The organism is Gulosibacter molinativorax (assembly GCF_003010915.2).
GTDB classification, from domain to species: Bacteria; Actinomycetota; Actinomycetes; order Actinomycetales; family Microbacteriaceae; genus Gulosibacter; species Gulosibacter molinativorax.
Window position 1 is genome coordinate 2,615,004 of record NZ_CP028426.1, and the last position, 12,700, is coordinate 2,627,703.

A 12,700-nucleotide genomic window follows, 5' to 3' on the forward strand; every position below is an offset into this window, starting at 1 on the left:
CAGAGTTTGCAGGATGCTGTCTCGGTCCAGCGGACTTGAGGACAGTCGGAGCGGGCACTGATCCTGCTTTGTTGGGTATAAAGTGCCTCTGATCAGGTGTTTTTACTCTCACTCTCGAGTTTGATTGTCGCGAGCGTGGATGCTTCGAGCAGCAGCGAAGTACTTCGCAAGCGAATCGATGCTCGGCATTTTGGCGTTTCACGTGAAACCCATCAGGCTCGATGTGCATTGCGGCACATTCCCCGAGATCCTTTGGTTGTGCAAGGTGATGCTCTCAATCCGTCGTTAGGATCCGTCTCAGCGTTTCTGGAATCTTGTTGCGTGTGGTGCCCCCACACTTTTGATGGGCAAGTGACCACACGACTCATGGCTCAGAGATCACGGATTGGCTCGCCCAAATGAATTTCGGGCGGGACATGCACTGCATAGAACCGATTATTCTTTCGCCCCTCGCGTCGCTTGCCTGAGTGATAAAGATGACGATGTTTCACGTGGAACAACAATCTTCGCTTTCACGCGGAACACCACAGCGGCTTCGACATCTTTGACGAGTTCTGAGAAACACGTACTGCATGGTCGAACACACCGTTTAGCCCCATACCGTCATGAGACTGCTCGGCGGTGAGTGCGTTTCACGTGGAACCCCCTGGTGGCTGTTGCAATGCAATCCATCGTTGATGTTGAGTTCCGAATGACCTCCGCCAAGTGCGTCAGGAGCTGATCCGGGTGCTGGGCATGGAAAGGATGCCAGGTTGCAGCTGGTCGATATGGCACTCCTCCTGGAACATGCCCGTCCAACGAATGTCTCTCTTTGTCCTAACCTTGCATTGGGCATTGGGGATTGGGCATTGGGCATTGGGCATTGGGCATTGGGCATTGGTCGTTTGGTTTTGTGCGATCAGATCCTGATGTTTCACGTGAAACGCAACTGATGGAGTCAGCCTTACTTCGGACCCTCTGATGCGGGACAGAGAATGGGTTCGGTGGGCTTTCCTGGATCAGATGCTGATGAGAGTCAGGCGAAGTGAGGCGGATTGAGTCTCGATCAGGATGTTTCACGTGAAACAGCGCGCTCGGGAGTTCAGTGGTGAGTTGAAGTGGCTTTCCATATGATTGGAGGGCGCGCGACAGCGATAGCCCAGTTGGGAGCATCTCCAACGGCGCGGATCGTGCTGATCGCGCAATCGGCACGGTGTTTCACGTGACACCACCTAGCGGAAGGGCAGAACCGATTCGCGACGAAGGGTGTTTGGCCGAATCGAGGAAGGCTGATTGATTACGCTGAGACGCTTCGGAATGTGAACCCCCGCGTGTCGAGGAGGAGTGTTTAAGTGGCGCATGCCTGCTTGGCGCATGGCGGCTTGCCGATAGCGGTGGCCCAGAGGGGCTGCACATGATTCAGGTGTGCTTTCTTCGGCACTGGGTCGTTCTGTCGCTTGATTCTGTTGCGTTCGCAGTGGAGTGATCTTGGATGAGCGGTGTGTGAAGCGGTGGTGTGCGAAAGTAGTTGTGGGTTCCGGGTACGAGGACGCTGTTCGCTACTACTTCGGTGCGATTGCGCCATTTCGGCTTATAGTCGGCCAAAGAGCACCGTTGGCTTCACTCTGTTCCAAACAATGGGTTCCGAGACAGTTGTCAACGTCTCTCACGTGTTGCACATGTTTCACGTGAAACACGGCTCGCTTCGTTGACTTGTCTTGCAAGTAAACCGAGGTTTCGAGATGGTGCGGTGCCATTACTCCCGCACTCCTCACCCGATGCAGTTCGTATGCGGCACTTAACCCTGACCCTCTGCTTCGTGGAGCAGCATCGGCGCTAGTTCTCGCTCGCGGTCGCCACTCGCAGTGCCACTCTTGCTCGGTTTCACGTGAAACGTGTCGGGATAGGAAGGTCCAAAGGGTACCGAACCAGGTGGTGGGGTTAGTTGAAGGCTCTATGCGCGGTCGGGACGCACTTCTCACCGGCAGGAATCGCTGCCCCGGAATGGGTATGGAAAGTTCGGGCGTCGACCCTAGCCCTGTAGATCCAGTGGTGTTTCACGTGAAACGGCTCGTGATCCTGCAGAGTTCTATCCCAGTGCTGGATTCTCAGGCAGAGGAACTTGCACGTCACGGGTAGACGACAGGCCATGGCCTCGCTAACGGGAAGGTCTCACTCCACGGTTGATCGGTGAAGATTCTTCCATCGTAGGAAGCGTGAGCGCGCGGGGTAACTTTCTCAGGATCTGGGCGTCCGGCTTTCAACCCGGCCCTCGCGAGGTCTGCCTTCTCGACGGACTGAAGATCAACCGGTGAGGCCTCATCTAAAGGAAGCTGGGCCAAATACTGGTGGCTGGATGGACTGCTCAACAACAAGTTGCGAGTGTTTCACGTGAAACGGAGATCAACGGTACTGCGCATGAAACGGATATCTAGAGCAATGACGAAGACAGAGGGTGGCGTGATGTGTTTCACGTGAAACCAGGAGGCCAAATTCGCCTTCGGTAGTGCGGCCCCAGTTTCCGCAGCGCTGCCGATTCGCTTCAATGCGTTGAAACTTCCAAGTTCCGGTGTGGACGCCGTCTCATCAATATCGTTCGCTCGTGCCCGTGCTCGTGCTCGTGCTCGTGCTCGTGCTGTCGCTCGTGCTCGTGCTGTCGCTCGAAATCTCGCCGTGGCCCAGCAGACGAGTCGATACACAGGGCCGAGGAAGGCTGTCGCTCAGTAGGCGAAACGTTCCGCAACCAGGTCCCATGATCTGGAGAGACTGAAGGGCGCGCATTCCAGTCAAGGCTGCTGAAGTGTTTCACGTGAAACGGGCGAAGGGCTGTTGGAAGTTGATTCAATGCCGCGGTATCGCAGGAACTGTTGCCGCGCGAGAATGGCTATGCAAGCCCACGCTTGAATCGCACCTCTCCCTCGAATGTTTCACGTGAAACCACGAAACGACTTGCCGGCTTTGAATCAACCCTCGAACCCTCCCAGCGCTACGAACCATTCGGTCGCAGATGTGAAGGAAGTGTGTACGGAAGTATTTCGAAGGGGCGGCGCTGTGCCCTGGTTTCACGTGAAACGGTGGAGAGCCACGCAGATCGAAGCGCCATTCTGGTCTGCGCTCGGATCGCTGCTGTCGACGTCCGCAGCGGGATTGTTCGTCGTCGCGGACACTCCATGGCATCGCGTGTTGCAAGGGATCTCATGCCAGGAACGTACTTCACGGGAATGTTTCACGTGAAACAACTCGGACACTTCTTGACGCCACCTCGAAGACGCCCGACGCCAAATGCCGAGCACTCGCATTTCACTTCCCGACGGCACAATGTCGGTGGCTTGAGGGACGATGTGAGTGAGCTCGAAGCAAACTTTCGCCGTGATGAGGTGCGAATCTGCAAAGTCTGATGTTCCACGTGAAACGTACCTTTCCGCAAGCCGCGAGCCTCCCCGATGTTTTGAATTTCCCGACGAAGATAGAAGCCCCGGATCGAAATCAGCACTGAACACGATCAGGGAGAAAGGGTTTGCAAGCATGAGCGACATCTTTGATTCGCCAATTGCCCGTCAGATGACCGAACTCAACGCTAAGAAGAAGTCGTTGAAGCGGCAAACTGCGCCCCGACCAGGGAAAACACGCGTAATGACGGTGTCGAATCAGAAGGGCGGGGTCGGAAAAACGACGACGACCGTCAATATGGCGGCGGCTCTTGCGACCTTCGGGCTTCGTGTCCTTGTGATCGACAACGACCCCCAGGGGAACGCCTCCACGGCGCTCAATATCGAGCATCGAGGCGACACTCCAGGTACGTACGAGGTGCTCATTGACGGAACACCGCTCCGCGAAGTGGTGCAGCCAAGCCCTGACATCAAGGGCCTCTATTGCTGCCCGGCCACCCTGGACCTTGCCGGCGCCGAGATCGAGCTCGTGCCGATGGTTTCACGTGAAACACGATTGAGGAACGCGATCCACCGATACCTCGCGGAGACGGAAGCGGCCGGCGAACGGTTCGACTACGTGTTCATCGATTGCCCGCCCTCGCTCGGCCTCCTCACGATCAACGCCTTTGCAGCTGCCGATGAAGTGCTCATCCCGATCCAGAGCGAGTACTACGCGCTCGAGGGTCTTGGCCAACTACTGAACTCCATCGACCAGCTGCGTGGCTACCTGAATCCAAATCTCGAAGTCTCGACAATCCTGATGACGATGTTCGATAAGCGCACGAACCTGTCGAAGGACGTGCAAGACGAGGTTCGGCAGCATTTCCCAGACCAACTCCTCTCGACGGTCATCCCACGATCGGTAAGGATCTCGGAGGCCCCCAGCTTCAACAAGACCGTTCTCAGCTACGACCCCGAAGGCGTCGGCGCGGTCGCCTACAAGGAAGCAGCACTCGAAATGGCAAAGCAAGGAGCAAGTACCAATGGCAACTAAGCGACGCGCCGGTCTTGGTCGAGGGCTCGGTGCCCTCATCCCGCAGGCGCCAGACCAAGACGATCGAGCCATCGATGTGTTCTTCAACGGGTCGGCGCCACTCGGCCGACAAGAGACATCGAAAAATATCGATTTAGAAAACCAGAACGTCCAGACGCACTCTCCTGAGGTGCAAGTAGAGACGAAGAAAGGTACCCAAAAGTCCTCCGCCTCGACCGCGGCCAAATCGAAGAAAACGACCACGGCCTCTGCTGCCACCTCGAAGTCGAAGACGAGTTCCGCATCCCGAACCGCGACAGCGACGCTCGAACGGGATACATCGGACCGCATTGAAACTTCGCCGGGTTCGGATGAAATCGCTGAGTTCGACAACGAGCTGACCGTCGATGCCGTGACCGGCGAAGTCTTGACGGAAGAATCGACGGACGAATCAACGGAACTGAGTGGCGAAAGTTCTTCACATGCGTCCACACGCCTATCCACAGATTCATTCACAGCAGCTGTGGATAACCGAGCCCAGATAGGCCCAGATGGAACCTCGCTCAATACATCGAATGATCTCGATATAGAAGAGGCGGAGAACCTCCTTCCTGTTCCGGGTGCACAACTCGGCAACCTCGATCCCTACCGCGTGCTCGCGAACAATCGCCAGCCGCGAACCGAGTTCGATCAGGATGCGCTCGACGAGCTAACCCACTCGGTCCGGGAGTTTGGAGTCTTCCAGCCAATCGTGGTTCGTCCGATTCCTGAGGATGATCCACGACGCGCCGAGGGTGATTATGAGCTCATCATGGGTGAACGTCGCCTCCGAGCGACAAAAGCTGCCGGGCGCACATCCATTCCGGCGATCATCCGCAACACGGATGACGACGACATGTTGCGGGATGCACTCCTCGAGAACCTGCACCGCGCGGAACTGAACCCGCTCGAAGAAGCCTCCGCGTACCAACAGCTCCTCGACGACTTCGGTTGCACACAGCAGGAGCTCTCCACGCGCATCGGCCGCTCGCGACCGCGAATTTCAAATACGATCCGCCTGCTCAAGCTGCCGGTCGATGTGCAGCGTAAGGTTGCCGCGGGCGTATTGAGCGCGGGTCACGCCCGAGCAATCCTCTCCGTCGGTGAGCCAGCGGCAATGACGCAGCTCGCGAACAAGATCATCAACGAGAACCTCTCCGTGCGCGAGGCGGAACTGGCCGCAGCGACCATGAGCATCCGCACCGATAGGCCGCCGACAAAGCAGACGCAAGTCGGCAGCGACTCCCTCAACGCCCATCTGTCTGGTGTTGGTGAGCGGCTCGGTGACCGGCTCAACACCCGCGTGAAGGTCGTCCTACGAAAGACAAAAGGCCAGATCAGCATCGACTTTGCGTCGGTAGCCGACCTCAACCGCATCCTCGAGGCAATCGGTGAACCGACCGAGGCGTAGGTCTTGGAGGCGTCGTCGCCCGGGCTCACCTTCGGCCAACGGGAATGGAACTACAGAACACGGAGGAGAACATGGACCTGCAGCTTGAAGACCGCGTGATTTTGGTCGTCGGTGGACGAGGGCTGATCGGGAGCGCGGTCGTCGACTTGCTCCGCAAGGAGGGCGCAATCGCGATTCCTGCGTCGCGGAGCACCACCGAGGGTGTGCAGCTGGACGCCTCGCAGGACGACTCCGTTGCCGAGGCGGTCGCAACCGTTCTCGAACGTCATGGTCGCATTGATGGACTCGTTGTTGCGGCGGCTCCTGCCGCCGGCACCCTTGATTCGTCTACTGACTCCGACCCCGCGGAGATCCTGAAGGCGCTCGACGCCAAGGCGCTGACGTTCCTCCGAGTGGCCAAGGCCGTCGTCCCCGCAATGCAGGATGCGGGATACGGCCGCGTAGTCGGCGTGAGCGGCCAGAACGCCTTCCTCACCGGCAGCATGACCGGATCGATGCGGAACGCGGCACTGATCGTCGCGGCGAAGAATCTCGCCGACACGCTTGCTGGGACCGGCGTGAGCGTGAACACGGTGAGCCCGGGGCCGGTCACCACCGAGCCATCGGCTGCCGTCGAGATCGGCAAACCCGGTGAATCCTCGCCAGAGGACGTCGCGAACCTAATCCTCTATCTCGTGTCGCCGCTGGCGGGCGCGGTGTCCGGCGAATCGATTGCGGTAGGGCATCGAGTGCGCGGCGTCACCGCCTTCTAAGCGGTCGAACCAATCCGGATCCACGGACCTCACGAAGCTCCACGAGGCACCAACCAGGCATAGAAAATGGGGTGGATGAGCTGGGACTGAACCGGCGCATCCACCCCAATTCGCGGGTAGGAACGGCGTACTAGACCACGAGGTTCGGCTGCGCCGGGGTGTTGCGCGGGCCGCGCGCTGCCGCATGCTCAGCGAGTTGGGCGTACACGTCGGCGAGCTCGAGGCCGGCGGCCTGGATGCCGAGGGGCACGAGTGAGGTCTCGGTCATGCCCGGGATCGGGTCGGCCTCGATGAACCACGGGGTGCCCTCGTCGTCGACGATGAAGTCGACGCGGGCGACATCGGCGAGCCCGATGATCTGGCAGACGCGCACGGCGAGCTCCGAGACCTGGGTCAGCACTGCCTCGTCGACGCGCCCGGGCGCGTAGTACGTCGTCTCGCCCGCGTTGTAGCGCGCGGCGTAGTCGTAGACGCCACTATTCGGCACGACCTCGACGGGCGGCACTGCGAACGGGCCCTCGCCGAAGTCGAGCACGCCGACCATGAGCTCGGTGCCGCTGACCTTCTTCTCGATGAGCACGCCATCGGCGTAGGTGAATGCCGTCACGAGCGCGCGCGAGAACTGCGACTTCTCGTTCACGAAGGACACGCCCTGCGAGGATCCGCCCTCGACCGGCTTTACGACGGCGGGAAAGTCGATGCCCCTCGAGATGGAGTCGATCACGCTCGTGGCACCGAGCTCGCGGAACGTGTCGTTCGGCAGCACGATCGACTGGGGCGTGCGGATGCCCGTTCGCTTCACGAGCGCCTTCGCGGTGGCCTTGTTCCAGGCAAGCATGGCCGCGGTCGGCCGTGAGCCCACGTAGGGTACGTCGATCGCGCGCAACAGCGAGTAGAGCGCGCCGTTCTCACCCGAAACACCGTGCAGCACCGGCCACACGACATCGACATCGTCAAAGTTCTGCTCGAGCCAGGGAAGCAGCTTCTCGTCGGGCTCGCGAACCGTGACACGAGCGCCGGCCTTGATCAGCGCATCCGCGACCCGGCGGCCCGAGCGCAGCGAGACATCGCGCTCGTGCGAGATCCCACCCGAGAGAATGACTACGTGTTGTCCCTCGATCGTCATAACTGTTGCTCCTAAATTCAGGTCTGGAAGTTCGGTGAGGGGCTAGTTGAGGTCCGGCGGGGCGGCGGCGAAGCGGTTGTCGTCTTCTGACCGGTTGTCGAACGTGCCGAAGGTCTCGATGATTTCGAGTTCGCCGTTGATCACGTTCGCGAGGCGACGCACGCCCAGGCGGATGCGGTCGGGAGTCGGGAGCGAAAAGGACAGACGGATTTTGTCGTGGCCTCGGCCGTCGGCGTAGAAGCCGGTCCCCGGCGTATAGGCGACGAGCTCCTTGGTCGCGCGCGGCAGCATCTGCTTCGAGTCGAGCGACTGGGGCAGCTGGACCCACGTGAAGAAGCCGCCGTTCGGGACGGTCCAGGACAGCTGCGGCAGGTACTCCTCGAGGGCCGCGAGCATCGCATCCCGCCGCTCGCGGTACGTGCCGCGGTAGGTGTCGATCTGCGCGCGCCAGTCACTCGTCTCGAGATACTCGGTCACGAGCCACTGGTTGAGCGAGGACGGCGAGAGGATGGACGACTCGACCGCGAGGATGAGCTTCTCGCGAATGCCGTGCGGCGCGAGCACATAGCCGACGCGTACGCCGGGCGAGAGAATCTTCGAGAACGAGCCCAGGTAGAGGACGTGTTCGTCGTCGAGCGACCGGATCGCGTTCGGAGCCTTCTCGTCGAAGTAGAGCAGTCCGTAGGGGTTGTCCTCGACGATCAGCACGTCCTCGCGGATGCACAGGTCGAGCACCTCGCGACGTCGCGCCTCCGACATGGTCACGCCAGTGGGGTTATTGAAGTTCGGGATCGTGTAGAGGAACTTCACGGCCTTGCCCTCGGCGCGCGCCTTGTGGATCGCGGCCTCGAGCGCTTCGAGGTTCAGGCCGTCTTCGTCCATTTCGACGTGGCGGACATCCGCCTCGTAGGACTTGAATGTGCCGAGCGCACCGACGTAGCTCGGGGTCTCGAGGAGGATCACGTCGCCCGGATCGATGAAGAGTTTCGTCACGAGGTCGATGGCGTGCTGCGAGCCGGTGGTCGTGACGACGTCGTCGGCGGATGCGCCGGTAATGCCCTCGAGCGTCATGAGCTCCAGGATGTGCTCGCGTAGCTCCGGGATGCCCTGGCCGCCACCGTACTGGAGGGCCTCGGCGCCGTGCTCGCGCATCATGCGCTTGAACGCAGTGTGGATGAGCTCTTCGGGGAGGGCGCTCACGTACGGTGAGCCACCGGCGAGGGAGACGACTTCGGGGCGCGAGGCGACCGCGAAAAGCGCTCGAACCTCGCTGACGGTCAGGCCGGCAGTGCGGCGCGCATAGTTGTCGTACCAGGGGTCAAGATTGAGACCCCCTTGCTGGTGTGCTGAATCTTGCGATGACACGGGCATCCTTCGCGTTAAAGACGAAAGGCCAGTCTACGCCCGAGGTGGGCAAGACTGGCCTTCGTTGGGGGCACCTTTCGATATGCGCCTTCGGCGCTACTCAAGGAGCGCTAGTCAAGGAGCGCTAGTCGAGGAGTCCCTCGAAGTCCTTCAGCAGGGCACCCTTGGGCTTCGCGCCGACAACTTCCTTGCGGACCTCGCCGTCGCGGAACAGCTTGATCGCGGGGATGCTCGTGACCTGGTACTGCATCGCGAGATCCATTTCCTCGTCGACGTTTACCTTCACGACTTTGACGCCGGGGTGCTCGTCGGCAATCTGGTCGAGGACGGGCGATACCTGGCGGCAGGGGCCGCACCAGGGTGCCCAGAAGTCGACGATGACGGCGCCGTCCGCGCCGAGCACCTGCTCGTCGAAGGTTGCGCCGGTGGCGTTCGTGACGTTAGCCATGAGACTCTTCCTTACTTGCCGCCGAAGAGCGGCGTGTTGAAACCGATTGGGTTGAGCGAGATGGAGGCCGCTTCCTCGGCGACCGTCGGCTGCGAAAGGACCGGGGCATCCGCCGCAGCCTGCGCATCCTCGCCGACCTGCGCATCCGCTTCGGCCGCACTATCGGCGGCGGCCTGCGCGAGCAGCTCGGGGCTCAGAGTGCCGAGGTAGGCCTCGACGTCGAGCGCGGCGACCGTACCCGAGCCGGCCGCGGTGATTGCCTGGCGGTAGTGGTCGTCGATCACGTCACCCGCGGCGAAGACGCCGGGCAGCGAGGTGCGCGAGCTGCGCCCATCCACCTTCACGACGCCCGACTCGGCAAGCTCGATCTGGTCCTTGAAGAGGTCGGTGCGCGGGTCGTGCCCGATCGCGACGAACGTGCCGGTGAACTCGCGCTCAAAGACCTCGCCGGTCACGGCGTTCTCGAGCTTGAGACCCGTGAGGTTCGTGTCGCCGAGGTACTCGAGCACCCTCGCGTTCGGGAGCCACTCGATCTTCTCGTTGGCGCGGGCGCGCTCGAGCATGATCTGGGATGCGCGGAAGTTCTCCGAGCGGTGGATGATCGTGACGCGGTCCGCGAAGCGGGTGAGGAACAGCGCCTCCTCCATTGCCGAGTCGCCACCGCCAATAACCGCGATGTGCTGCTCGCGGAAGAACGCACCATCACACGTCGCACACCACGAGATACCGCGACCCGAGAGGCGGTCCTCGCCCGGAACACCAAGGTGGCGGTATGCGGAACCGGTCGCGAGGATGACCGCGAGGGCTTCGTAGTCGCCCGAGTACGCGGTGTGGATCTTCTTGACTTCACCCTTGAGCTCGAGCGATTCGACATCGTCAAACACGAGCTCGGTACCGAAGCGCACGGCCTGGTCCTGGAACTTCTGCATCAGGTCGGGTCCGAGGATGCCCTCGGGGAACCCGGGGAAGTTCTCGACGTCCGTCGTGTTCATCAACTCGCCGCCGACCTCGACTGCCGAGGTGAACAGCACGGGACGCAGCCCGGCGCGGGCAACATAGATGGCGGCGGTGTAACCGGCGGGACCGGAACCAATGATGGCGACATTACGCATGGGGCGACTCCTGGATGCAGGGCTTGAGTTCGACTGCTATTGAAAGCCAACCGAAATCAGGGCTGTGGTATTCCACTCGGGCGGAATTCTACTCAGCCGGGATATCGGCGGGGTTAATGGTGGTAGTGAACGCCCGGGGTAGCCGGGCGTTCACGGCGCCGCGCCGCGCTAGATGAGCGGCTCGTCGTCGATCGCGTGGCGCTTCTCGTACGCCTCGCGCTGCTTCTTGCGCTCGTAGTCGCGCAGGTCTCGCCGCGAGGGCATCTCCTGGGTCACCTGGCTGGCCATGGCCATTTCGCTGTCGGGATGCGACTGTGAAGATGAGCCGAAGGCGGAGCTGACGTCTGGCGTGTATTGGTGGACCAGGGAATCGTGTTCGTCCGCAAAGCGGTCGGCGTTGACCGCGGCTGCCGAGTGGCGCGCGAGCTCGACCGAGTGGCGTCCGCGTCGCCCAACGATGCGGCGGATGATCGGGCCAACAAACGGCTCGAGCTCGGAGCTGCGCGCGGCCATGGCGATGCCGAAGTAGACGATCGCCATGACGACGCCGGCAATCAGGCAGGTCACTAGCGCGTTGAAGATGCTTGCGCGCGCCCAGCCCCCGGCCGTGTAGCCCCCGAGCCCCCACATCACGAGGAGGCCGGCGACTGCTGCGGGGATCGCATACACCATGAACCGCACGAACGCGCGGACGAGCGTCGGGGCCTCGATGCTGCCGAGGCGCTTGCGCAGCACGTTGATCATGATGAGGAAGCGAACCCACGTCACGGCGGACTGGACGAGCACTAGGCACAGCACGAGGATCTCGACGGGCGCGAACACCGCGACGAGCCAGATGCCGACGAGCTGCAGCGGCGACGTGAGCGCGTAAAGCAGGAAGACGCTGCGGGTGTCTTCGAACGCGTAGAACACCCGCTGCACGTAATAGAGGAGTGAGTAGGAAAGGAGGCTCAGCAGGGTGCCGCACATCACGAGCGCGAGGGCCTCGAGACCCTCGTCACTGCCGTCGAAGATGCGCGCGAAGGCGGGCGAGATCACCATGAGGCCAAAGGCCGAGAAGATCATAAACATGGTGATCGCGCGGGCGCCGGTGGAGAAATCCTTGATGACCGACTTGATGTTCTTATCCGCGGCCTTTTCGCTCAGCGACGTGAACATTGTCGTGGTCAGCGAGACCGTGACGATCGAGTGCGGCAGCATGAAGATCATCCACGCGTTTTGCAGCGCCGCAAGTGAGGCCGCCTGGCCGAACGCGACGTTGGCGGCGAGGGTCTCGAGCCAGCCGGTGATCTGCACGACTACGAGCAGACCGAACGACCAGCCGGCGAGCTTGCCGATGCGGCCCAGCCCGGTGCCCCGGAAGTGGAAGTCGGGTCGGTAGCGCAGGCCCGCCTTGCGGAGGAAAAGGAAGAGCACGCCGGCCTGGGCCACGACACCGAGGGTGGTGCCGCCACCGAGCATCGCGATCATGGTCGGCGTCCAGTCCGAGATCTCGCGCGCACCGGAGGGGTCCGCACCGAAGATGACCGAGAAGAGGACGAGCATCAGGATTGCGATGACGTTGTTGAGTGCCGGCGCCCACGCGAACGGGGCGAAGATGCTGCGCGCGTTGAGGATTTCGGACACGACGGCATAGAGCCCGTAGAAGAAGATCTGCGGCAGGCACCAGTAGGCGAACGCGATCACGAGGCCGAGCTGCTCGCCCGAAAGCGTGACACCGTAGATCCACGACAGCACCGGGGCGCCGATCGTCACGACGATCGTGAGGGTGCCGAGCACGACGATCGCCAGCGTGATCAGCCGGTTGACGTACTCGCGCCCACCATCCCCGCGCTTTGTCGCACGCACGATCTGCGGAACGAGCACGGCGTTGAGGAGGCCTCCCGCGATCAGCGAGTAGATATTCGACGGGAGCGAGTTCGCGTTGGCGAACGCGTCGGCCGAGGCGGAGCCGACTAGACCGATCGTCTGCGCCAGCACGATCGCCTTGATGAAGCCGAGCACACGCGATATCAGCGTGCCCGATGCAAGAACGAGACTCGTGCGTCCGAAAGATTTAGCCAT

Annotated in this window: 9 protein-coding genes; 4 read left to right on the forward strand and 5 right to left on the reverse strand. The window is 61.5% G+C overall.

Annotated features, from left to right (window positions below; translation table 11 throughout):
• Window positions 1-2,581: 2,581 nt before the first annotated feature.
• From GMOLON4_RS12040 to GMOLON4_RS12055, 4 genes are all read left to right on the forward strand, one after another.
• Window positions 2,582-2,749: a hypothetical protein gene (locus tag GMOLON4_RS12040; protein WP_181244113.1), complete on the forward strand. Its 168-nt coding sequence runs from the start codon at window positions 2,582-2,584 to the stop codon at window positions 2,747-2,749.
• Window positions 2,750-3,324: 575 nt separating this feature from the next.
• On the forward strand, window positions 3,325-4,404 hold the full coding sequence (locus GMOLON4_RS12045; protein ID WP_322745118.1) for a ParA family protein: 1,080 nt from the start codon (window positions 3,325-3,327) through the stop codon (window positions 4,402-4,404).
• A gap of 439 nt (window positions 4,405-4,843) precedes the next feature.
• A complete protein-coding gene (locus GMOLON4_RS12050) occupies window positions 4,844-5,833 on the forward strand; it encodes a ParB/RepB/Spo0J family partition protein (RefSeq protein ID WP_407648562.1) in 990 nt (329 codons plus the stop codon).
• A 44-nt stretch (window positions 5,834-5,877) separates the two neighbouring features.
• Window positions 5,878-6,585, forward strand: coding sequence for an SDR family NAD(P)-dependent oxidoreductase (locus GMOLON4_RS12055; protein ID WP_265576753.1), 708 nt, complete (start codon window positions 5,878-5,880; stop codon window positions 6,583-6,585).
• 130 nt (window positions 6,586-6,715) lie between these two features.
• On the opposite strand, the gene GMOLON4_RS12060 is transcribed toward GMOLON4_RS12055, so the two are convergent.
• The 5 genes from GMOLON4_RS12060 to murJ form a co-directional block, all read right to left on the reverse strand.
• On the reverse strand, window positions 6,716-7,711 hold the full coding sequence (locus GMOLON4_RS12060) for a D-alanine--D-alanine ligase family protein (RefSeq protein ID WP_026937076.1): 996 nt from the start codon (window positions 7,709-7,711) through the stop codon (window positions 6,716-6,718).
• Window positions 7,712-7,753: 42 nt separating this feature from the next.
• Window positions 7,754-9,082, reverse strand: a complete 1,329-nt coding sequence (locus tag GMOLON4_RS12065) for an aminotransferase-like domain-containing protein (RefSeq protein ID WP_051266899.1) — start codon at window positions 9,080-9,082, stop codon at window positions 7,754-7,756.
• 118 nt (window positions 9,083-9,200) lie between these two features.
• Complete coding sequence (trxA, locus tag GMOLON4_RS12070; RefSeq protein ID WP_026937074.1) at window positions 9,201-9,524, reverse strand: thioredoxin; 324 nt, start codon at window positions 9,522-9,524, stop codon at window positions 9,201-9,203.
• Window positions 9,525-9,535: 11 nt separating this feature from the next.
• A complete protein-coding gene (gene trxB, locus GMOLON4_RS12075) occupies window positions 9,536-10,636 on the reverse strand; it encodes a thioredoxin-disulfide reductase (RefSeq protein ID WP_084147531.1) in 1,101 nt (366 codons plus the stop codon).
• A 168-nt stretch (window positions 10,637-10,804) separates the two neighbouring features.
• Window positions 10,805-12,700: a murein biosynthesis integral membrane protein MurJ gene (gene murJ / locus GMOLON4_RS12080; RefSeq protein WP_051266897.1), complete on the reverse strand. Its 1,896-nt coding sequence runs from the start codon at window positions 12,698-12,700 to the stop codon at window positions 10,805-10,807.

Excerpts from the sequence above, each read along its gene's own strand:
- GMOLON4_RS12055 (WP_265576753.1), top strand. The coding sequence starts at position 5,878 with ATGGAACTACAGAACACGGAGGAGAACATGGACCTGCAGCTTGAAGAC.
- GMOLON4_RS12060 (WP_026937076.1), bottom strand. The coding sequence starts at position 7,711 with ATGACGATCGAGGGACAACACGTAGTCATTCTCTCGGGTGGGATCTCG.
- GMOLON4_RS12065 (WP_051266899.1), bottom strand. The coding sequence starts at position 9,082 with ATGCCCGTGTCATCGCAAGATTCAGCACACCAGCAAGGGGGTCTCAAT.
- trxA (WP_026937074.1), bottom strand. The coding sequence starts at position 9,524 with ATGGCTAACGTCACGAACGCCACCGGCGCAACCTTCGACGAGCAGGTG.
- trxB (WP_084147531.1), bottom strand. The coding sequence starts at position 10,636 with ATGCGTAATGTCGCCATCATTGGTTCCGGTCCCGCCGGTTACACCGCC.
- murJ (WP_051266897.1), bottom strand. The coding sequence starts at position 12,700 with ATGGCTAAATCTTTCGGACGCACGAGTCTCGTTCTTGCATCGGGCACG.